This window comes from Campylobacter concisus, from assembly GCF_002914195.1.
GTDB lineage: Bacteria > Campylobacterota > Campylobacteria > Campylobacterales > Campylobacteraceae > Campylobacter_A > Campylobacter_A concisus_M.
In genome coordinates, this window is sequence record NZ_PPAU01000140.1 from 1 (window position 1) to 20767 (window position 20767).

The 20767-nt window shown below is 36.6% G+C and carries 15 protein-coding genes and 2 pseudogenes; 5 read left to right on the top strand and 12 right to left on the bottom strand.

The window, feature by feature from the left end:
• Positions 1 to 363 precede the first annotated feature (363 nt).
• The 4 genes and pseudogenes from CYP28_RS10935 to CYP28_RS09535 form a co-directional block, all read left to right on the top strand.
• Positions 364 to 975 (top strand): annotated as a pseudogene (locus CYP28_RS10935) (nitrate- and nitrite sensing domain-containing protein); the annotation flags it as partial.
• A gap of 555 nt (positions 976 to 1530) precedes the next feature.
• Positions 1531 to 2142, top strand: a pseudogene (locus tag CYP28_RS10940) (methyl-accepting chemotaxis protein); the annotation flags it as partial.
• 194 nt (positions 2143 to 2336) lie between these two features.
• Positions 2337 to 3053: a transporter substrate-binding domain-containing protein gene (locus CYP28_RS09530; RefSeq protein WP_103593984.1), complete on the top strand. Its 717-nt coding sequence runs from the start codon at positions 2337 to 2339 to the stop codon at positions 3051 to 3053.
• 74 nt (positions 3054 to 3127) lie between these two features.
• Positions 3128 to 5866 (top strand): M16 family metallopeptidase, encoded by a 2739-nt coding sequence (locus tag CYP28_RS09535; RefSeq protein ID WP_103593985.1) that lies wholly within the window; start codon positions 3128 to 3130, stop codon positions 5864 to 5866.
• A gap of 167 nt (positions 5867 to 6033) precedes the next feature.
• On the opposite strand, the gene CYP28_RS09540 is transcribed toward CYP28_RS09535, so the two are convergent.
• The 3 genes from CYP28_RS09540 to CYP28_RS09550 are packed head-to-tail and all read right to left on the bottom strand — an operon-like array spanning position 6034 to position 7521.
• Positions 6034 to 6921, bottom strand: a complete 888-nt coding sequence (locus CYP28_RS09540; RefSeq protein ID WP_103593986.1) for a hypothetical protein — start codon at positions 6919 to 6921, stop codon at positions 6034 to 6036.
• Positions 6922 to 6972: 51 nt separating this feature from the next.
• Entirely contained in the window at positions 6973 to 7194 is a 222-nt protein-coding gene (locus CYP28_RS09545; RefSeq protein WP_021091847.1) for a hypothetical protein, read from the bottom strand.
• A gap of 33 nt (positions 7195 to 7227) precedes the next feature.
• Complete coding sequence (locus CYP28_RS09550; RefSeq protein WP_103593987.1) at positions 7228 to 7521, bottom strand: putative quinol monooxygenase; 294 nt, start codon at positions 7519 to 7521, stop codon at positions 7228 to 7230.
• Between the two features lie 161 nt (positions 7522 to 7682).
• On the opposite strand from CYP28_RS09550, the gene CYP28_RS09555 reads away from it, so the two are divergent.
• On the top strand, positions 7683 to 10136 hold the full coding sequence (locus tag CYP28_RS09555; RefSeq protein WP_103593988.1) for a molybdopterin-dependent oxidoreductase: 2454 nt from the start codon (positions 7683 to 7685) through the stop codon (positions 10134 to 10136).
• A gap of 48 nt (positions 10137 to 10184) precedes the next feature.
• On the opposite strand, the gene CYP28_RS09560 is transcribed toward CYP28_RS09555, so the two are convergent.
• The 9 genes from CYP28_RS09560 to CYP28_RS10715 form a co-directional block, all read right to left on the bottom strand.
• Complete coding sequence (locus CYP28_RS09560; RefSeq protein ID WP_103593989.1) at positions 10185 to 12017, bottom strand: dynamin family protein; 1833 nt, start codon at positions 12015 to 12017, stop codon at positions 10185 to 10187.
• Complete coding sequence (locus tag CYP28_RS09565) at positions 12010 to 14097, bottom strand: dynamin family protein (protein WP_103593990.1); 2088 nt, start codon at positions 14095 to 14097, stop codon at positions 12010 to 12012. The genes CYP28_RS09560 and CYP28_RS09565 overlap by 8 nt, the downstream gene beginning before the upstream one ends.
• A 96-nt stretch (positions 14098 to 14193) precedes the next feature.
• A complete protein-coding gene (tsaD, locus tag CYP28_RS09570; protein ID WP_103593991.1) occupies positions 14194 to 15201 on the bottom strand; it encodes a tRNA (adenosine(37)-N6)-threonylcarbamoyltransferase complex transferase subunit TsaD in 1008 nt (335 codons plus the stop codon).
• Positions 15198 to 16490, bottom strand: a complete 1293-nt coding sequence (locus CYP28_RS09575) for a M99 family carboxypeptidase catalytic domain-containing protein (protein ID WP_103593992.1) — start codon at positions 16488 to 16490, stop codon at positions 15198 to 15200. Before CYP28_RS09575 ends, tsaD begins: the two co-directional genes overlap by 4 nt.
• Positions 16490 to 17725, bottom strand: a complete 1236-nt coding sequence (locus tag CYP28_RS09580; RefSeq protein ID WP_103593993.1) for a uracil-xanthine permease family protein — start codon at positions 17723 to 17725, stop codon at positions 16490 to 16492. The genes CYP28_RS09575 and CYP28_RS09580 overlap by 1 nt, the downstream gene beginning before the upstream one ends.
• Positions 17712 to 18821, bottom strand: a complete 1110-nt coding sequence (dxr, locus tag CYP28_RS09585; protein ID WP_103593994.1) for a 1-deoxy-D-xylulose-5-phosphate reductoisomerase — start codon at positions 18819 to 18821, stop codon at positions 17712 to 17714. The genes CYP28_RS09580 and dxr overlap by 14 nt, the downstream gene beginning before the upstream one ends.
• The gene (locus CYP28_RS09590) at positions 18803 to 19534 is read right to left on the bottom strand and encodes a phosphatidate cytidylyltransferase (RefSeq protein WP_103593995.1); all 732 of its coding nucleotides are present in this window, start codon (positions 19532 to 19534) and stop codon (positions 18803 to 18805) included. Before CYP28_RS09590 ends, dxr begins: the two co-directional genes overlap by 19 nt.
• Positions 19535 to 19766: 232 nt before the next feature.
• Positions 19767 to 20330: a restriction endonuclease gene (locus CYP28_RS10710; protein WP_343219161.1), complete on the bottom strand. Its 564-nt coding sequence runs from the start codon at positions 20328 to 20330 to the stop codon at positions 19767 to 19769.
• A gap of 51 nt (positions 20331 to 20381) precedes the next feature.
• The gene (locus CYP28_RS10715; protein WP_180997966.1) at positions 20382 to 20666 is read right to left on the bottom strand and encodes a winged helix-turn-helix domain-containing protein; all 285 of its coding nucleotides are present in this window, start codon (positions 20664 to 20666) and stop codon (positions 20382 to 20384) included.
• Between the last annotated feature and the right edge of the window lie 101 nt (positions 20667 to 20767).

Genomic DNA, 20767 nt, shown 5'->3' on the forward strand with positions numbered 1-20767 from the left:
TAATAACTTTGTTAAAAAACTACTACTATTTAATAAAGCTAAATATAAATTAAAATTTTACATAAATGCGTTAATCAATATTTTTTATAAAAATAACCAAAAGTATTTTTTGGTTGATAAATTTTAAGTATTAAAGTCATACGACTTTATTTTTGAAGCAGATATTAAGAAAAACTAAAAGGAGAGAAAATGAATAATCTAGGTATTAAATCTAAGATTATGGCGATAGTTATCGTCAGTCTTATTGGCCTTGGTATCATGAGTGCATACATGCTAAATGGTATCTTAAAGACTCGCTCAAAAGCAGAGTTTAGTGAGAAAATCGTGGATACAATCATAAATCAAAATAATTTTATCCATGAGATGCAAAAAGAACGCGGATTTAGCTCAGGTGTGTTAGCAGGAGGGGATAATAAAAATTTATTAGAGCAGCGTAAAAAAGTAGATGCTGCGCTTGATAAGCTTGAAGAGAAAAATGAAATAGCTCCAGAGATAAATAGTATCCGCTCAAATGTAGATCAAAAAAGCGGCAATGATCTAATTAGTCGTATAACAAAAATTTTAAGAAAAGAGGTCATTGCTATAAATGGATATAGTGATAAGCTTGAGCCTAGCTTGGTAGATGATCTAAAGCGTATCATTATTGTTGGTGAGATAAAAGAGTCTTTTGGTATTTTGCGTGCTACTTTAAATGGAATTTTTACTAAAAAGAGCATAAGTAAAGATGACTATAACAAAGTAGTTGCACTAAATAGTGTTATAAATAAATTTATGCAGGATTTTGACGATTACAATCCAAAAGAATTTAGCGATGAATTTGATGCCATCGCTAGAAAAAAGGCCGATTTTATAGATGCTATAAATATTATTAAAAATGTAGTTACTACTGAAGATGCATCTTATGACGCAGCGAGTTGGTTTTCAAAGATAAGCATTTCAATAGATGCTATGAGAGAGCTTGAGCTTAAACTACTTGATAGTATGCAAAAAGATGCACAACATATAAAAAGTGAAGCAAATGCCCAACTTATTTTTAGCTCAATAGTGATTGCGATTTGTATTTTGCTTATGTTGCTAGTATCTACATTGATAGGTAAAAATTTGATCTCTGGCATAGATCAGACTAAAAATGGCTTAGTTAAGTTTTTTGACTTTTTAAATAATAAAACTAATAAAGCTGAATTTTTGGATCGTAGTGGTAGCGACGAGATCGGACAGATGAGTGCGCTGATAAATGAGAATATCAAACAAATCGAGGCAAATTTATCTGAGCAAAATAATTTCATTAAAGAAGCAAATACTTTTGTAAATCAAATCGGCAAAGGTAACTACGTAGCTCAGCTTAATGCAGATACTTCAAACCCTGCACTTAGCCAGCTAAAACAAACTTTCAAAGACTTACAAATCGCACTTAAACATGCTATTGCGGAAAATGGCGATGACGTGTTAAATCTACTAGAAAGCTTTAAAAAACAAGACTTTACTAAAAGGCTTGAAGATGATGGCAAAATGGCGGTTGGTATAAATGCTCTTGGTGAAGAGATAGCCAAGATGTTAAGGGCAAATTTAGATCAAGCTCATGTGCTAGAAGAAAAGGCTGAGGCTTTAAGCCAGTCAATGAAAGAACTAACTCAAGGCGCAAATGTACAAGCAAACTCACTTCAAGAGTCTGCTGCCGCAGTAGAGCAAATGTCAAGTTCAATGAATGCAATATCTCAAAAAACATCTGATGTTATTAGACAAAGTGATGAGATTAAAAACATCATAACTATTATTAGAGATATAGCTGATCAAACAAATTTACTAGCTCTTAATGCCGCAATCGAGGCAGCACGTGCAGGAGAGCACGGCAGAGGCTTTGCGGTTGTTGCAGATGAGGTTAGAAAACTAGCAGAGAGAACTCAAAAATCTCTAACAGAGATCGAAGCAAATACAAATGTACTAGCTCAATCAATCAATGAAATGAGTGAATCTATAAAAGAGCAAAGTGAAGGAATTAACATGATAAATCAATCAGTTGCTCAAATAGACACACTTACAAAAGAAAATGTAGTAATTGTCAATAAAGCAAATGAAGTAACATCTGATGTTGACGATATGGCTAAGGCAATAGTAAACGAAGTTAGAAAAAGTAAATTTTAATCTTTGACTTACTCTTAGAGCTCCTATTATTCTATCCCTTAAAATAATTAAGGGATAGAACTTATCTATAAAAATTTATATGCTACTTTGCTATACGATTATTTATAGCATTTTTCTTTTATTACGGATTTAAACAATTTTTAATATAGAAATACTGATAATTAAGCCACTAAATCACCTTAAAGGACACTATTATGAAAAAGATCTTTGCTCTTTTACTCACAGCTTTTGTTGCTCTTTGTGCAAATGAGCTAAAATTTGGCACAGCGGCGAACTACCCACCATTTGAATATATCGATGAAAATAACAAAATAACAGGCTTTGACATCGAGCTAATCGATGAAATTTCAAAGCGTGCAGGCTTTTCATATAAGATCATAAATATGAGTTTTGACGGCCTTATCCCAGCACTTAAAGCTGGCAAAATAAATGGCATCATAAGTGCGATGAGTGCGACTTCAGATAGATTAAAATCGATTGATTTTACAAAGCCATACTATCTAACTGAAAATCTTTATCTAAAGAAAAAAGATAATGACGCATTAAAAGCTAAAGAAGAGCTAGCTGGCAAAAGAGTTGGCGTGCAACAAGGCACCGTCCAAGAGATAGCAGCAAATGCTATAAATGGCGTAAAAGTAGTGCCTTCAGAGGATACTGTGCCACTTATCATGGGATTAAAAGTTGGTAAATTTGATGCAGTCATCCTTGATAGCTCTATCGGATATGGCTTTATCAAGAAAAATCCAGAACTCGAAGCATTTTTCAAAGAAGTTGATGGTAGCGAGGGCTTTTCAATAGCTTTTGATAAAGGAAAAGAGAGCGCGTTAATAGAAAAAATAAATCAAATTTTAGATGATATGAAAAAAGACGGAAGCTACGAAGCTTTACTTAAAAAATACGATCTAAAATAATCTTCTAGCCTGCAAATTTGCAGGCTTATACTAAATTCTGCTTTGTCTATCGATTAAAATTAAAAAGGAAAATAATGAGAAAAATTTTGTTGCTTTTTTGTCTAGTAATGGGTCTTTTTGCGCTTCAAAACGATAAAGATATGTTAAATGGAGAGCTAAAAAACGGGCTAAAATACTATATCAAAGAGAATAAATTTCCACAAAAAACAGCTATTTTTTATCTTGTTATAAATTCTGGTTCAACTGATGAAAAAGATGGCGAGCAAGGTCTTGCTCACTTTTTGGAGCACATGGCATTTAATGGTAGCCGTGATTTTAGCAAAAATGAGCTCATTAAGCAGCTTGAGAGCCTTGGTGTAAAATTTGGAGCTGATCTAAATGCACAGACGAGCTACGATCAGACGAGCTATGTCTTAACGATTAATGTAAATGAGAAAAATTTACAAGATACGTTTAAGGTCTTTTCGAATTGGATAGATGGCGTTAAAATCGATCCTAAGGAGCTTGATAAAGAGCGTGGCGTCATAATGGAAGAGGAGCGTCAGAGAAATACGCCAGGATATAGGCTTTATTTGGCTCAAACAAAGGATATTTTTGAGGGCAGCATCTATCTAAAAAGAGTACCAATAGGCGATATGAACGTCATCAAAAGCGTAGATGCTAAGCACATGCAAGAATTTTACGAGAGGCTTTATCAGCCAAGATTTATGAGCTTTGTTGCTGTTGGCGACTTTGATAAAAATGAGATAAAAAACTTAATCGAAAAAAGCTTTAGCCAAGCAAAAAATACAAATTCTTACATTCATCCAGAAAAAAATATTAGCTTTAAAAATGGTTTAAATATTTTTAACTATGACTCGAATGAAACTGGAATGGAGCTAGTTAGACTTAGCTATTTTGATAAATTTAGTCCAGTTTTAAATGAAGCTGATGCAAAGAGAAATCTAGAAGATGCACTTATCGCAAGCCTAATAAATATGCTTTATGAGCAAAAAAATGCAAATAATTCATCAAATTTAAGCACTGATTTTATAGCTCAAACACTTCAAGCAAAGCAGAAAATTTATAGTTTTGAAACAAATGTACTTGGAGGCGATTTTAACGCAAGCCTTAAAGATATGCTTGGTGTTATAAAAGGCATTAAAGAGTTTGGCTTTAATAAAGATGATTTTGAAGATGTAAAAAAGGCGTTTGCGGCAAATGTAGATGCAAAATTTAAACGCTCAAAGACTAAAAAATCAAGTGCTTACGCAGGACAAATTTTAAATATGATAGAAAATGGTGGCTTTGTGTTAAGCGACGAAGACGACAAAGAGCTTAGTTTAAAGCTATTAAACGAGATTACATTAGCTGACGTGAATGATAGATTTAGGCAAATTTTGGCCATTTCTGATGAACGTGTAAGAATTTTTAGCAAAGATGGTTATAAGCTTAGCAAAGATGAGTTTTTAAAGCTTTTTGCCAAGGCTCCTGCTTATAACACAAGTCTATCTGCTAGCAACAACGATAAGAGCCTAGGCAATGAAAATTTAGAGCCAAAAGAGATAAACTCAAGAAGTTTTGATGAAAAAAATGGAATTTATACCTACAAAATGTCAAATGGCTCGCAAGTTATCTTTAAGCCACTAGCTACTAAAAAAGATAGCGTTTTGTTTGCAGCCGTCAGCAAAGGAGGCACATCAAATTTGACTGATCCAAAGCTTGGTAGCTTTGCAGTTGCGCTTACGAACGAGAGTGGCGTTGGTAAATTTAATAACTATGAGCTCTCAAAGGCACTAAATGGAAAGATCGTAAGCTATGAAAAGGGCATAGAAGCGCTCACACAAGGTATTTATGGCTCATCAAGCACCAGCGATCTTAGCTCACTGCTAGCTGTTATAAATTTAGAATTTAACGCTCCAAAAGCCGATGCAAACGTGCTTGAGAGGATAAAGCAAAGAGCAAAAGATGAGCTAAGTAAAGAGCAAAATTTGCCTGAATATAAATTTAGCACCGAATTTAGCAAGTTTTTTTATGAAAACAATAAACGTGTCGCGCCGCTTGAGATGGCTGATATCGATGCGTTAAAGCTAAATGAGCTAAAAGAGATTATCAAAGATAAATTTACAAACGCAGCCTCATATACTTTTGTAATCATCGGTGATACCGACGAAGAGAGGCTTTTGCCGCTTGTTAAAAAGTATATTACCACTTTGCCAAAGCTTGGCGAGGCTGAAAATTTTAAAGACGATGGCGTGCGAAGTATCAAGGGGCAGCATACATTTACAAGGGAGTATCAAAGCACAAAAAGAAGCGATGTTAGCATAAACATCATAAATTCTGATGCAAAATATAGCTTTGAAGGAGCGATTAAACTAAGGGCATTAAGCGAAATTTTAAAAACAGCGCTTCGAGAAAAGATCAGAGAAGATAAGGGCCAAACATACGGTTTTAGCCTAAATACCAAGCTCTCACGCTATCCTTTTGAGCATTCAGATATGCTAATTAGCTTTACTTGCGATCCTGCAAATACAGACAAGATCATCGCCGAGATAAAGCAGATAATAGCTAGCATAAAGCGTAGTGGTGCGATCTTGCCAAAGCATTTGGAGGACTATAAAGCACAGAGTGAAATTTCTATAAAAAAAGATTACGAAAAGCCTGAGTTCTGGCAAAAGCTCATCATCTCAAATAAAATTTTTAACACGCCACTTTATACGGCTGATGAGTACATAAGTGCGGTAAAAGCTATCACAAATGAGGACATCAAAGAGGCTGCAAAGCTATATCTTGATGAGAAAAATATGGTGATAAGTATAAATAATCCGAAGTAGAAATTTTGGGGGCAGCTGGCTGACTCTTAAAATTTAAACGCGAGTAAAAATTTATTAAGATAAGCTAGCTTTTTAAATTAGTTGGCTAAATTGGCTTTTTAAATTCAAATCTAAGTAGAAATTTAAAGAGCCAAGCTAGCCCCTAAAATTTCAGCCTAAAGCCAAAGCTAAGCGAGAATATCCTTTGGCTTTAGCTTGTTTAGCTTTTGTACTAGATCATCAAAGCTCGCTCCATTTTCGACCTCGCGCCTGATAAATTCCTCAAAAAACTCACGTTTGATATCTTTATCTGTGTAAGTTACGCTCTTTTTGGTAACTTGCATAGGCTTAAATTTCTCTTCTTCTATCTCTTCATCGCCATTTTCTCTAACTGGCGTAAGAGCGATATTTTGAAGCACATCAGCGATGCTCTCGCCCTTTTCATAACTTGTTTTTAGAAATTTTAAAAACTCATCTTTGCTATTTTTATCAGCGTAGCTTACGCGGTGCAACATAGGCTGACCTAAGAATTCTATACGTTTTTTATCCGAGCTTTGCTCGTAATGTAAAGCCCCGTCTTTAAAAGAAATTTTTACATTTGCATGCTCGCCAAGTATCCTTTCGGCGGTAAATTCCAGCCATTTATCTTTAAACTCATCGATACTTAGATCAGAGTCTAGTAAATTTGTAGCCTCACGGCTTAGATAAAGAGCACCAAAAGCATTGTTAGTTATTTTGTTATTTACGTTCATTTTGTGATTTTTGATGAACTCATCTACGCTAAAGCCGTTTTTCTCGCTAGTGATGATGGAGTTTAGTCGCCAAAGCTTCGTACTATCAATGAAATTTTTAAGGCTAGAGATTTCATCTTTGTTCACCCCACTATCAAGTCCATTTATCTTGCCCCAGATAGAAATTTTATCATTTGATGAGTAGCCAGAGAGCGGTAGATGCTTGATGTCCGCAGTTTCAGCGGGAATTTCTACTTTGTTTAAATTCGTGTTTGTGGCTTGGCGCTTACTAAAAGCGTCTTGATAGCTAAAGCTTTGGTTAAATCCATTTAGTGCGTTTATCATGTCAAATCCTTTAACACTATATCGGCAAATGGATTTAAATTTTAAGTGGAATTATTTTTTATTGCGGTATTTTTCAAAAATGGCGATCATTTGGTATGAGTTTTGGGCGATTTTAAATTTATTTGGATTTTTGCCAAGTAGCTCTTCTCTTAAAGAGTCGATAAATTCCCTATCTTTTTTGCAAGCCTCAAAGCTTACTCGTCCCCTAAGTACGGCCATAAATATAATATCAGCAGTCGCATTTATCATCTCAAGCATTTTTTCTTCGCTCATTTTTTGTGGATTTTGCCCTTTTTAAAGCAAATATTATTCCTTTACGCTTACAAAATTTACTATTTTTACCTCTTGGCTCTCTTTGCAAGCCTCCAGCGCAGCTGCGTTTTTCACCATATGAACGCTTTTCATATGCTCTTTTTGGCTTGCAAGATCTTCCCAAATTTCCATAAAGCAGTATTCATTTTTACCGCCCACAACCATGCCGCACTCGTAGCTTATGCAGCCTTTATCTTTCCTTGAAGCTGGCACGATCTCTTTTAAAATTTCTTCAAATTTTGCTTCAAAACCAGCTTTAATTTTTAAGTTTACATAAAATCCAATCATCTGCCCATCCTTTAAAAATTTTTGGCTAAAATAGCACAATTTAGATGCAAGTTTGCGTATTACATTACAAGGCCTTTAAACGATGAAATGATACAAAACCCTAAATTTATAATTTCTAAAACCAATCAAAAACAATAAATTTAACCAAAATCGGAGAGAAAATGAAAAGACGAGACTTTTTAAGATTAAGCGCATTAGGCGCGGCTAGCCTTCAAGCAAAAGAGCTTGGAAGCGCAGAGCAAGCGTTATTTGACAAACAAAGCGGACTAAGCGCAAATAAATTTGGCCCATTTTACGTAAGAACTATCGCAGGGCGCGTGGTCGAGACCGTGCCATTTGAGGGCGATGCTTATCCAAACGAGCTAAATAACGCAGTCATTGACTACATCCAAAACGAGAGCAGAGTAAAATATCCATTTGTTAGAAAGAGCTTTTTAGCCAATCCAAACAACCCAAAACCAGAGCTTCGTGGTAAAGAAGAATTTGTGCGTGTGAGCTGGGACGAGGCCATAAAGCTAAGTGCAAAAATTTTAAAAGAAAATTTTGATAAATACGGTGCTGAAGCGATCTACGGACAGGTTTATCAGTGGGGTAGCCTTGGCAAAGTTGGCCACAGCCAAAAGACCGCAAAAAGGCTACTTAATGTGCTTGGTGGCTACGTAAATGAGCTAGGTGGCTACTCATACGGCGCAGCGACTGTCATTATGCCTCACGTCACTGGCTTTGTCGATCCTGCGCTAGTGCCAACAAAGTGGGAGGCTATCTTAAAAAACGCCAAAACGATCGTATTTTGGGGCACAAACCCAGTCGTTTCAAACAAGATCGCCATTGGCGTGCCACTTCACAACTCATATAAATACTATGATGAGATCAGAAAAAAAGGCGCGAGTGGCGAGATGAAAATTTATAGCGTCGATGTTTATCACAACGATAGCGCAAAGTACTTTGACTCAAAATACCTTGAAGTCGTGCCTTGCACCGATACAGCTATGATGATAGGTATGTGTAACTACCTTTATGAAAAAGGGCTTTACAGCAAAGAATTTATAGAAAAATACACAGTTGGCTTTGATAAATTTAAAGACTATATGCTTGGCAAAACTGACGGGGTCAATAAAAATTTAGCTTGGGCAAGCAAAATTTGTGGCGTGAGCGAGCAGGATCTTGCTAAATTTAGCGAAGATCTAGTCAAAAACGACTCAGTGATAATTAGTGGCTACGCCATTCAAAGACAAGATCACGGTGAGATGGCATACTGGGCGCTTGTGACACTAAATGCGATGCTTGGACACATCGGTAAAGAGGGTTGTGGTTTTGTCACAAATGACGGCATGCACAAAAATGCTGATGAGAGCTTCATAGCGCCTAAACTAGCGACATTTGAGACGAAGGTACCTCAAAAATTTATTGATAGCGGGCTGGTACCAAGGACAAAGGGCTATGACATGCCAAACTCAAGGCTAATAGACGCGCTTCTAAGCCCAGGCAAGGAGATAACAAGAAACGGCAAGAGCTATAAACTGCCAAAGATTAGAGTGATGTTTAACGCAAATGGCTCGACTTTCACAAGGCATCCTGACGCAAATAGAGCGATAAAAGCTATGCGAAACGTTAATGCTATCATCACTTGCGAGCCGTTTTGGACAAGTACAGCTAAATTTAGCGACATTGTCTTGCCAGCTGCGCTTGAATATGAGCGAACAGACATCGAGATGGCAAACTCAACGAGTGAGTATCTATTTGCGATGAAGCCGCTTGTTAAGCCATTTGGCGAGAGCGAGAGTGACTTCGAGATCGCAAGGCTGATTGCCAAAGAGTGGGGCAGGGAAGAGGCATTTAGCGAGGGTAAAAGCGAGCTAGAGTGGGTCAAGACAATATATGAAGATGCCGTTAAAAAGGCTATCGAGCTTGGGTATGAGAGTATGCCAAGTTTTGAGGAATTTTGGGAGAAGGGATACTTTAGATTTGACAAGATCGATGAGAAAAAACGCTACTTTACAAACTATAAGAAATTCCGTGACGATCCAGTGGCAAATCCGCTAAAAACGCCATCTGGCAAGATAGAAATTTACTCTGAGACGGTTGCTGGCTTTGGCTATGATGACTGCCCACCGCATGCAGCTTGGCTTGAGCCATTTGAGTGGCTTGGCGCAAAAAATAAAAAATACCCTATCGCCATCAGCGGCGCGCACTCTAAATTTAGGCTTCACTCACAGCTAAATAACTCCGTGCTTCGCAACTTTAACGAGATCGCAGAGCGCGAGCCAGTGCTTATAAATCCAAAAACAGCTGAGGCTAGAGGGATAAAGATGGGCGACGTGGTGCGTGTATTTAACGACAGGGGAGAAATTTTGTGCGGTGCCTTTGTGACCGAGGATGTGCCACAAAATGTCGTAATAGTAAGCGAAGGTGCGTGGTATGACCCTGAAAAACCGGGTGAAAAGAGCCTTTGCTTGCACGGAAATTTAAATGTGCTCACAAAAGACGTGCCATCAAGCAAGATGAGCCAGAGCAACACCGCTCACACAAGCCTTGTGGATGTCGAGAAATTTAAAGGCGTGCCAAAGCGTGTAACTGCATTTGACGCACCAAAGATCGGCATAATGCACGCATAAAATAAAAGCTATCCTTAAATGGATAGCTCTAAGTTTTAAAAATTTTATTTATCTTAATAGCAATGAATTTTCACAAAGCTCTTCAATCTTTGAAATTTGCTCTTTAACTCTTGCTTTTAAGTCATCAAGCATTGCTATTTTTAAAGTATAAATTTCATTAAAATCGCTCTTTATATCAAGCAAAATTTTATTTAAAAACGAGCTATTTGAGCACATTAAAGCTTCAAATTCATAAAGGCTAAACGCATCAAGCATACGCTCATAGACGTCTTTTGCACTTGGAATATAAAGTGGCGTATTCATCTGCAGATGCGACTCTAGCGTCTTTTCTATCTTTTGTTTTATAAAATAAACCGCGAGTTTGAGCGCGTTTTCATAGTTTGAGGCTAGCTTTATATCAAGCTTTTCAAAGAACAAAGAGACCTTTTGTATAGCCTTAAATTTAGCCGTTTCATACTCTCTTAAAAAATTTTCATATGTCCGTCCGGCATAGGTATTTATGGATTTTGTTTCGTAAGCCAAGACTTGATCATCAAAGCTAGCGTAATTTTCATAGCGAGATTTGTATATTAAAAATTTATCCTCTAAATTTTTATAAAGCTCATTAAATGCCGAGGTTATTGCATTTTCTAGCTCTTTTAGATCTTTTTTGTAGCGTTTAAAAAATTTATTAAAAACCACATCTTCGTATATAAGTTTTGAAAAGACTTCGTCGCTATCAAGACTTATTACCTCAAAATTTTCACGCTTATAAATTTCTTTGTTTAAAAGCGTCTTTGAAGCGTTAAATTTTGTTTTTGAAAAAGGCTTAAGTAGCTTAAATACCTCATCGGCAGCAAGTTTTATAACTTCACTCATTTGACTATATCTTAAAGCGATCTTTGGTTTAAACTCCTCTTTTATCGCCTCCAGCCTATCATCTAATGAGCCACTAAATTCATCTAAAATCAACTGCGCATTATCATAAATTTCTAGATGTTTTTTCTGCTCGTTGGTTAGGAGTTTTACGATCTTTTTTGCCCTTGCTTTTATGAAATTTTCTTTAAAGCTCTTGTCTAAAAAGCACTCTTTAATAGCCTTTAGAGCTTCATTAAAATTTGAAGCTTCAAGTAGGCTTTTATCATTATTTATAATGCCAAGAAGGGCTTGCTTTGATGATATAGCGATGATATCCTCAAAAAGCTCGCCATAAGTTTGCCCAGCGTGTTTTAGCAAACTTTCAAGCTCTTCCTCACTTAGCTTATCTTTTTGGTTGATTAGGCAGATCGCTTTTAGATCATTGGCTTTTAAAATTTCTTTGATACTTTCAAGCTCGCTTGCCTTTGCGGCGTTATTTGCAAGGCTTAGCCATATAGCGCCACTAACCTTTTTTAGTGTATTTTTTGTCTCTTTTGTGTCAGCGTCTCTTAGCGAGTTTAACCCAGGAGTGTCGATGAAATTTATCTCTTTTAAAATTTCACTTGGCGCATAAAGCGTCATACCAGAAACTTGCTCGCCTAGCTTATTTAGCTCGGTTAGATCGCTACTTGCTAGCAGGCTTTCGCTACCGTTTATAAATTTCACGCTTAGAAGTGGCATCTTTGCAAATTTTAGCCTCACAGCCTTTGCGGTGACTGGAGTTAGTCCTGATGGCAAGATATCTTGACCAAGAAGTGCGTTTAAAAACGTTGATTTTCCACTTGAAAATTGACCAATAACAGCTATTAGCGGTGGTTCATTTAGAGTGTCTATTAGTAAATTTAAGTTATCTTTTATCTGCTCGCTTATATGCAAACTAGGATCGTTTAGGTCATTTACGAGCCTAGCTAGCTCACCCTTAAAATCATTTGTAAAGACCTTAAAATATCTCGCTTTGTAGGCATTTATAAACTCATTAAACATTTTTAATATCCTCTAAAAGTGAGCAAATTTCATCTTGCAAGGAGGTCTTTTGCTTAAGCTTTGAAATTGAGCTTTGATTTTGTAAATTTAGCTCATTAAGTTTTTCATTGAGAACTAAAAGCCTTTTATTTAAAGCCTCTTTTTGACTCATTTCATAAGCCTTTACTCGCTCTTTTAGCAGCTTTTTTTCATGTTCTGCTAGCATCTCACAAAACCGCGATATGCTTTTATTGTTAAGTAAATTTTGTCTTAAACTTAAAAGTGCCTCATCTGGCTCATTTTTGCTTAAAATTTTGGCTTCAAGCTCATCTAAAAGCTCACTAAAATCAAGATCCACGCCCATTTGCTTTAAAAAGTCATTTATACTAAAAATTTTATTTTCACTCACATTAAAGCCATCAAAACTTAAAGCGATATTTTGCTCGCATGACTTTATCTGCACCAAAGTTTCATTTCTAGCCTCTCTCATGAGTACCGCAACTCCGTCACAAAGTGTAGTTTTTGCTATTTGTGTAAGACGTTTTAGATTTAAATTTTCTCTTTTATTTTTGCAGTAAGTGATCTCGCTCTTAAGCTTTTCATTTAGATTTTGTAGTAGTGCTTCAAGCCCCATTTTATAGATATCTTTTGCATTTTTATCATCGAGTTTTTTTAGCTCGCTTTCTAAAAGCCTTTCAAGTTTTGTGAAATTTTCATTAAGAGAATTTTTGATATTTGCTTGCTCGTTTTGCAAAGCTTCTAGCTCTAAACCAAAGGCCTTAAGCTCTAAAATTTCAGCCTTTGTGACTTCGAGCTTTGCTTTTAAAATATTTTGCAATTCTTTTTGATATGAGCTTAAAATTAGAGCTGATTTTTTAGAGTCTTTGCCAAAAAGTACATCGTAAAGATACTCTTTAAACTCCGGCACACCACTATTTAAAGCGCCATCAAGATAAGCTTTCGCGCTAAGCACAAAATAATCTATCTTTATATCATTTATCTGCTCGCCAATCGCCTTTTTTACGTAGTTAAGCGTTTCATTAATATCCTTTGCGTCTAACTCGTCAGCGTGAGTTAGCACGATAGCAACTCTTACGATGTGCGAGTTTTTAAGGCATTTTTTCAAAAATAGTGCGTCTTTTTGCGTTGCACTTTGCGAAGCATTCATGAGATGAGCCAAAAGGTCGCACTCTTTCATAAAATTTGTAGTTATTTGCTCTCTTAAAACGATCGCATCATCTATGCCCGGAGTGTCTATAATGCAGACATTATCTCTTAAAAGCTCCAAGTCATCATAAAGCTCAACGCTTTTTACGAGATTTGCTGTTTTTGAGCTTGAAGACGTATAGTTTTTGATCTCATCTAGGCTGATCTCTACGCTACTAGCTGGTAAATTTTCGCTTGAAAGTCCAAGCTTTTCTAGCTCGTCTGGGCTATAAAAATTTACCTTTGCATGGCTATTTGATGTGTACTTTAAGATGGTTAAATTTACAGTCTCAGGTACATTTGAAGCACCAAGAACACGTTTGTTTAAAAGGGCATTTAAAAGGGTTGATTTGCCAGAGTTTATGACGCCACTTACTGCGATGTTAAAAAGCGTTTCATTTGATCTTTTTTTAGCGTTTTTTAAAGCTAGTAAAAATTCTTTATCTTCATCAAGCATGCTTGCTTTTTCATTTATCTCATTTAGAAAATCCAAGCTCTTGTGAAAGTGATCTTTTGGCTTCGCATTAGAAATTTCAGCTTTATTTTGATTTGAGTTTTTGCTTATAAATTTTATTAAAAAATCAAATTTTTCATGGCCAATTATCTTTTCATCACGTAGCTTTTGTAAGCGGGTTACAAGTTCATCGCTTGAAATTTTTGCCTCATTTAGTGCTTTTAGCGTAGCTAGCTGGGCACTTTGTATGCTAAAGATATCAAGTCCAACGCCTAGCTTTTTTAAGATAGTTCTAAACTCGGCAAGGGCCATAAACTCATCTAAATTTTTCTCATCACAAGATAAAAGAAGCGCCAGTAGATCTGGGTAGAAAGGCACGCTCGCATCAGTGTTGGCGTAAATTTTATTTAAATGCCAAGCGTGATTTAAAAACTCGTCCATTAAAGATTCTTTTTTTGAAATTTTTTAGATTTTATTACGTTTTTACTTACGAAGCTATCAAGATTTAGGCGCAAAATTTTATGTTTTTTAAAAAGTTTAATTTAACTCAAGCTTTTTAAAGCTAACTCTTGGATTTATATTTAGCTCGCTATGGCTTACAAACTCGCCTTTTAGGTACTTCTCACGCCCCGCTCTTGCTATCATCAAGGCGTTATCAGAGCAAAACTCAAGTGGAGCTAGTAAAAGCTCGCACTCATTTTTTTGACAAAGCATCTCAAGCCTTTTTCGTAAATTTAGATTTGCACTTGCTCCGCCAACTACGCCAAAACGCTTAAAATTTCTTAAACAAAAGACCTTTTCAAGCTTGTTTAAAATGTGCTCACAGGCAGTATTTTCAAAGGCGTAGCAAATATCTGCGATATCCTTTTGTGTGATACTTTTTAGCTTTGAAATTTCAACTCTGACTTGGTTTTTAAGCCCTGAAAAACTATATTCAAGGCGTTTGTCATGAAGAAGTGGAATGGTAAAATGAAACCTCTCTTTGTCTTTGCAAAGTAGGGCATTTTGCTGAACTACGACACCGCCTGGATAGCCAAGATCAAGCATTTTAGCAATCTTGTCAAAGCTCTCACCAAAGCTATCATCGCTAGTGCTTGCTAGCTCAATGATTTCACCCTTTTCGTCAATCTCTAAGATCATCGTATGCCCGCCACTAACTAGCAGGACGCCAAGTGGAAAGGTGACTTCGCGATTTAAAAATAGTGAGTAGATGTGGCCAACTAGGTGATTTACAGCGATTAGCGGGATATTAAGAGCCACGCTTAATGCTTTTGCCATGCTGACGCCACCTATTAGGCTCACACTAAGACCCGGCTCATTTGTTACAGCGATCGCTTTTATTTCTTTAAAATTTGGCAAGATATCCTCTAAAAGTGCCGGTAGTGCCTTTGTATGAAGTCTTGCTGCAAGCTCAGGAACCACGCCACCAAAGATAGCGTGCTCCTCCTCTTGAGAAATTTTTTTATAATAAGTCTTCTCTAAAGTGCGTTCATCTATTAGTGCGACCGAGCTATCATCGCAGCTACTTTCGATGCCAAGTATCATTTAAACTCCGCTAAGATCATGCCAGCAAATTTCTCTTTGCCATCTTCGTTTTTATAAAACTCGACTCTATAAATTTTGCTATCTTTATCGATGCTATAGCTTTTATTTAGGCTATTTTTAGCCACTTCTTGCTCGCTCTCATCTATACTTTTTGTGCCATATCCTATGACGTTTACGCGCACGTTTTTAAGTGATTTTATTTTAAAGCTCTTTTTCACGCTAAATTTATCGCCACTTTTTAATTTAAACTCGCTACCGTCGCTTATTAGTAAAATTTCCTCAAGTGGCTTTGCAAACTCAAAATATTGTGGTTTTAATCTAGTAACAAAGCGGTTGCCGTATTGCACTTTGAAGCTACCATTTTCTTTTATGACGGCTATTAGCGGATTTGGTGAGCTGTAATTTAACTCGCCTTTTTTAAGCGGGACAAAATTTATTAAAGGCTTTAGATTTTTAAGACTTATCGCGTATGAATTTTCAAGCTCGAGTCTAATCTCTTTTTCGATTGCCTTTTTTACGCTTTTAACATCAAGATTAAACGGCCTAGTAAAGCTAATGCCAGCCTTTTTCATATATTCTTCAATGGCGATTAGATGATAATAAGTCCTTTGCTCGGCGTTTAAATTTTTACTAGCTTCGTTTGCAAAGGCTGATTTATTTTGAGTGATAGCATAGTAAGTTAGGCTTTTTAGCATCTCTTTATCACCCATTGCAGTATGCGTATTTTTGATGTGATACTGGTGTTTTTGATCTATTAGATGCTTATTTAGCACATCTTTTACGCTTGAGGCGATACTTTCAAGCTCTGGATATTTTGAGCCAGGAAGCGTGCTTTGATCTATTATGCAAGTATTGCCCCATTTATCTGGATTTTCGTCTTTATTTATAAATTTATCTCTGTAATAGCCACTTCCATCGTGTAAATTTAAGATGAGCGTGACGTTTTTATCGGTGATGACATCTTTTATCTTCATTACTGAGTTGTAATCAGGATCGTTTTTATCGACATGGGCAAATTTTCTATTCATATCGCCTTTTGTGCCACGACTTCGCTCGATTATGCTTGGGAAATTTAAATTTGGCACGACCCAAAGCGAGCCTTTTGTGATGTTGTAGTCGGTGGCTACGATAGAGGCTGCCAAAAATCCACCTGGCTCATCGCCTTGAATGCCACCGATTAACAACATCGTGTTTTCGCTTGGCTCACCTTTTTTGATAAGCGCATAGTCTAAAGTATTGGCTAAACTAGCAGTGGCAAAGGTTAGTAAAAAAAGTAAAAATTTACGCATTAATATCCTTCGTAATGCTTTGTTTTTGGTAAAAGCAAATTTAAAACTATGCCAGTAACTGCACCAAGTCCGATACCTGAAAATTTAACCGCTCCAAGGTCAAGCACCATGCCACCGATGGCAAAGATGAAGATGAGGGCTACGATTATCATGTTTCTAGGGTCTGCAAGATCGACTTTATTTTTTATAAGTGTTTCCATACCAACGCTTGCGATGATGCCAAAAAGTAGCAGCATGATACCGCCGATGACTGGGGCTGGGATAGTTGAGAGCACCGCTCCTAGCTTACCAACGAAGGCTAGTACGATGGCAGTGATCGCTGCAAAGGTCATGATCGCTGGATTATAAGCTTTTGTAAGGCTAACTGCGCCTGTGACCTCTGAGTATGTAGTGTTTGGCGGGCCACCAAAAAAAGCAGCAAGCGAAGTGGCAAGACCATCTCCAAGGAGCGTGTTTTTAAGGCCTGGATTTTTTAGAAAATCTTCTTTTGTAACATTTGAGATAGCAAGCATATCGCCTATATGCTCGATCGCTGGAGCGATAGCGATAGGTATCATATAAATGATCGCTTCAAACTCAAATTTTGGTGTAGTGAAATTTGGCATTCTAAACCAAGGTGCATTAAAGATAGGGGCAAAATCAACCATGCCAAAGCAGTAAGCTACGATGTATCCGACGATAATACCAAGCAAAATAGGTATAAGCCTAAACATGCCACGCCCAAGCATCATTACCAAAATAGTAGCCACTAGCGAAATGCCAGCGACAATCATCGCCTCATTTTGAGTATAAATTTCAGTGGCCGATGTTGCCATTTTGACGGCATTTGGAGCAAGGATAAGGCCTATTGTCATGATGACTGGACCAACGACAACTGGAGGCAAAATTTTATGCAAAATTTTCTCTCCGCCAAATCGAACCACAAGGCTTAAAACAACGTAGAAAAATCCAGCAAATATAACTCCACCCATCGTCACGGCTATGCCCCATTTTTCGATACCGTACTGAAGTGGCGCGATAAAAGCAAAGGAACTTGCTAAAAAAATAGGCGGAACATTTTTTCTAGTGATTAGCTGAAAAAGTAGCGTGCCAAGACCGGCTGTAAAGAGAGCTACATTTGCATCTAGTCCCGTAAGTATCGGCACTAATACCAGTGCACCAAAGGCGACAAATAAAAACTGAACGCCGATTAAGCTTTGTTTGGGATCAAATTTATAACCCTCATACCTTTGCATTTAACATCCTTTTTGCGTAATTTCTAACTTCTTTATCAGCTTCAAAAATTTCATCAATATTTGAAATTTTAATATTTCTAAAATTTTTAACAGAGCTTAAAACGAGCCTTGAGATATCCAAAAACGAGCATTTTTTCTCTAAAAAGCTAAATACTCCAATCTCATTTGCAGCATTTATCACTACACCTAGATCAGGGTTTGCTAGTACTTCATCTTTTAGCGAAAAAATGGGATATTTTTTAAGGCTGATTTTATGAAATTTTATATTTTTTAGATCAAGTAAATTTGCATGTGAAACGATATTTTTACTGATATTTTCAAACATAGCATGAGCGATAGCTAGCTTCATATCAGGTCGCGAGAGGTGCATCGTACTTGAGCCGTCTATAAAATCAACTACGGCATGTATCGCAGAAGTTGGCTCTATCACAGCCTCGATCTCCTTGATACCATAAAGCCAGTAAGCTTCCATCACCTCAAAAAGCTTATTTGCCATCGTCGCACTATCAATCGTTATCTTTGCGCCCATATCCCAGTTTGGGTGTTTTAGTGCGTCACTTGGCGTGGCGTCTTTTAGAAATTTGATCGACTTTTTATAAAATGCGCCGCCACTTGCTGTAATGATGAGTCTTTTTGGTACAGTTTTGTTTTCAAGTAGAAATTTAAGTCCAAAATGTTCGCTGTCTATTGGTAAAATTTCTCTAGTTTTTAGAAATTTGCCGCCAACAACAAGGCTCTCTTTGTTTGCAAGCGCAAGTCTTTTGCCAAGAGCTTGTGTCTTTAGACTAGGAGCAAGGCCGGCAAAGCCAACAAGGGCGTTTATTACCTTTTTTGAGCTTGAAATTTCTAGCATTTGTAGTAGTCCAGCCTCACCAAAAAAGATATTTTTAGCTTCTACGTTTTTTACATTTTTAGCTAGTTTTTCATCGCCTATACAGACAAATTTTGGTTTAAATTTTAAAATTTGCTCATTTAGTAAATCTACATTTTTAGCGCAGCTTAACGCCTCAACCTCTACGCCAAATTTTTCGCAAAGATTAAGGGCGTTTTTGCCTATTGAACCAGTTGAGCCAAGTATTACCACGAGAGCGACCAAAGTAGGGCAACTACGCCAAATAAATAGCCATCTATCCTATCAAGCATGCCACCGTGTCCTGGGAAGAGCGAACCACTATCTTTGACGCCGCAAAGTCTTTTTAGGTAACTCTCAAACAGATCTCCCCAAACCGCAAACACGCAAACTAAAAAGCTTGAGAATAAAATTTGAAAAAATCCTTCAGTTACAAAATTTCCAACAATGCAGCCAATTACAGTGCCTATCGCCACACCGCCTGCTGCACCTTCGATTGTTTTATTTGGTGAGCTTGGGCTAAATTGATGTTTGCCAAACATTTTGCCAACAAAAAATGCGCCACTATCGCTTGCAACTACGCTTAAAATAAGCCATACAAGATAGCCTACGCCATACTCTGAGTAAAGCATCCACATCATAAAGATAGGCGTGGTTGGATAGACAAAAGGTGCGACTAGCTTTAAATTTTCACTTTTTATGTGAGCTAGGATCGAAGCAACCAGCATGATAGCAAGGATCGCTATGAAAATTGGATTTGTAAAATATGTAAGCACATAAAAAGCAAGTGCGGCAAAAACTAGCTGTTTGTGATCGATATTATAAAGCTTGAGCGACTCATTAAATGCAAAATAAAGCACAGCGCCGAGCAAGATAAAATTTAAAATATAATTATCAATAAAAAAAACTACTAAAATAGCAACAAACATCAAAACGCCAGTGATTATGCGAGATTGCATATCCTCTCCTTAAAATCGTTATTTCACTGTAATTATAACACTTAAAATTTAGACGGCGTTTATAAGAGTAAAATTTGGTTTAAAAAGCATTTTAAGCTGGTAAATTTAGACTATTTTGGCATTAGTAAAGATTTAAATTTGTCTTTTAAACTCACAAATAAAGCAAGACCGAAATGATCCCAAGTAGCAACTTGCAATAAATATACGTAGTAGTGCTTTATGGCTTAAAATTTTAAAAATTATTTTCCTCAAAAAAGTCGGTGTCGATTTTGCAAATTTCATATATTTGGCTTGTCTGAATTCCGACTTTGTATTTTATCATTAGCTCTGCAAGCTTGTCGCCATCTATCAAAACCACGCTAAAATTTTGATTATCTTTGGCGAAATTTTCAGCTTCTTTAGTAAATTTTGCCGTAGTGATAAAGACGCCTTTTTTAGTATTTTTATTTGAAATAGCGCCGATAAACTGCTGAATTTCTGGCCTACGGATATTAATGCCGTCTTTGTATCTTTTTGCTTGGATATAAATTTTAGAAAGCCCAAGTTCATCTTCGTCTATGATGCCATCTATCCCGCCGTCTGGGCCTTTGTTTGTGAGGTTTCCAGCTCCATAATTCATCTTTTCAAGTAGCTTTGTTACAAGGTATTCAAAAAATCTTGGCTCTTTTTCTAAAATGCTAGATAAAATTTCACTTTTTAGCTCTTCTTTTATCTTGCAAAGCGCTTCATCTATATTGTCATCTGGAGTATTTTCTGTGGCTTCTTTTTTCTCTTGCCTTATCTCTTGTTTGTAAATTTCATCGTACCAAGAGAGAAATTTGCTCTTTTTGTCCTTGCTACTTACTAGCTATTTGCCAAAATTTGTTATGGCAAATAGGCTTCTACCAACTTTTTGAAGCGGTACTTTTTCTGGCTTTGATTTTACTTGTGCTGTTGTAGCCAGATAGGATAAAGCCCAGCCCGTCCTGCTTATATATGTAAAAGTTCCACTTTTTATTTTTTGTAAAATATCTTCGTCTTTTAACTTAAAATACTCAATTATAAATTTAGAAATTTCAGCTCTATTTGCCTCTTTCTTTTGTGCGACAAATTCTAAAATAGGTAGCATCATATCTTTATAGCTTGGTAACATTTTATATCCTTAAATGAAGCAAATTTTTGAAATTATATAAATTTTTTGGCTTAAAAGCTATAATCAAAACATGAGATGTCTTGGCCTAACAAATTTTCTTT

Excerpts from the sequence above, each read along its gene's own strand:
- CYP28_RS10715 (WP_180997966.1), bottom strand. The coding sequence starts at position 20,666 with ATGTTACCAAGCTATAAAGATATGATGCTACCTATTTTAGAATTTGTC.
- CYP28_RS09590 (WP_103593995.1), bottom strand. The coding sequence starts at position 19,534 with ATGCAATCTCGCATAATCACTGGCGTTTTGATGTTTGTTGCTATTTTA.
- CYP28_RS09530 (WP_103593984.1), top strand. The coding sequence starts at position 2,337 with ATGAAAAAGATCTTTGCTCTTTTACTCACAGCTTTTGTTGCTCTTTGT.
- CYP28_RS09575 (WP_103593992.1), bottom strand. The coding sequence starts at position 16,490 with ATGCGTAAATTTTTACTTTTTTTACTAACCTTTGCCACTGCTAGTTTA.
- CYP28_RS09560 (WP_103593989.1), bottom strand. The coding sequence starts at position 12,017 with ATGTTTAATGAGTTTATAAATGCCTACAAAGCGAGATATTTTAAGGTC.
- tsaD (WP_103593991.1), bottom strand. The coding sequence starts at position 15,201 with ATGATACTTGGCATCGAAAGTAGCTGCGATGATAGCTCGGTCGCACTA.
- CYP28_RS09545 (WP_021091847.1), bottom strand. The coding sequence starts at position 7,194 with ATGAGCGAAGAAAAAATGCTTGAGATGATAAATGCGACTGCTGATATT.
- CYP28_RS09550 (WP_103593987.1), bottom strand. The coding sequence starts at position 7,521 with ATGATTGGATTTTATGTAAACTTAAAAATTAAAGCTGGTTTTGAAGCA.
- CYP28_RS09535 (WP_103593985.1), top strand. The coding sequence starts at position 3,128 with ATGAGAAAAATTTTGTTGCTTTTTTGTCTAGTAATGGGTCTTTTTGCG.
- CYP28_RS09580 (WP_103593993.1), bottom strand. The coding sequence starts at position 17,725 with ATGCAAAGGTATGAGGGTTATAAATTTGATCCCAAACAAAGCTTAATC.
- CYP28_RS09555 (WP_103593988.1), top strand. The coding sequence starts at position 7,683 with ATGAAAAGACGAGACTTTTTAAGATTAAGCGCATTAGGCGCGGCTAGC.
- CYP28_RS09565 (WP_103593990.1), bottom strand. The coding sequence starts at position 14,097 with ATGGACGAGTTTTTAAATCACGCTTGGCATTTAAATAAAATTTACGCC.
- CYP28_RS09540 (WP_103593986.1), bottom strand. The coding sequence starts at position 6,921 with ATGATAAACGCACTAAATGGATTTAACCAAAGCTTTAGCTATCAAGAC.